Annotated in this window: 1 protein-coding gene; it reads left to right on the top strand. The window is 45.8% G+C overall.

Translation table 11 applies throughout. The features are described 5' to 3' along the window. Positions 1-199: 199 nt before the first annotated feature. Complete coding sequence (locus JWJ90_RS22755; protein ID WP_205229504.1) at positions 200-778, top strand: hypothetical protein; 579 nt, start codon at positions 200-202, stop codon at positions 776-778. Positions 779-989: the final 211 nt, after the last annotated feature.

Raw genomic sequence — 989 nt, 5'->3', positions numbered from 1 at the left:
ACCCCTCCTCGCGGAGACGCCCTTGCCGTCGGCTAGTACTTTGGTATCGCTGCCAAAAGGCAGTGATTGGATTCTACGTACAGGGGACTTGCACCCCATAAGTTCACGCCCATGCCGGGCGTACACCCCGGATAAGATTGCGGTTCGTTCGTGCCTCACTCACACAATCTATCCTTGTTCGTTATACCTGAGGTAAACCTTGGAATTCGAGAAGCGCGGGAAGCGCCTAATCTTGTCATATACTGCTAGCCGTGAAGGATCAGCATGGATTTACGAGAAGCTGAGGACAGATGGGCGTGTTACGATCGCCAAACGTTTTCAGTTTGAACGTGAAGACTTGGTCACCGCTCAAAGTGAAGAGCCCGATGCAGAGTTTGATCCAGTAGAATTTGTGCTTGGATTGCTGCAAGGCGAGTATTATGTCATTAACATGCGAGTTCTAGGACTTGAGAATCCTTTGTACATCAGTAAGGAGTTTAAGTTCTCAAGGAAGTCGTTCCTAGCGGAACGAGATATATCAATTTTCGGGCGTATTGATTCACTCTCATCCCAAGCCGTCTATATCGGAGGCGCACACAGTACAGCAATTCCAGAAGTTGAGTTCGAGCGACTGCTTTCGCATTTTCCGACTTCCAGCGAACTTACGAGATATTCACAAGCGCGAATCACTCAGGTATTGGGTGAGTACCTAAGCTCGAAAGAAGATTATTTGGAGAAGTTTCAAAAAGTGCGAAACCGGAGGGGTGATTTGCAGGGCAAGCGCATCAAAATGTCCTAACTAGGCCCAGTTAGAACCGAATTATTTTCGACCAGCGAAAAAATACGAATAAAATCGATTTATTATTCAATTCTACTCGCATAGCCTCTATATATTACCCTTCAAAAATCACTTACTTGGAGAAGGGGCATGAAAAAACAGCAGCCAGACATTATTTCCCATTTCGAAAATTTAATTGATCCGAGAGTAGAAGGGAAAAACCGGCATTTGC

It is taken from the genome of Desulfobulbus rhabdoformis (assembly GCF_016919065.1).
Lineage (GTDB): Bacteria > Desulfobacterota > Desulfobulbia > Desulfobulbales > Desulfobulbaceae > Desulfobulbus > Desulfobulbus rhabdoformis.
This window is presented reverse-complemented; position numbering and strand designations above follow the sequence as displayed.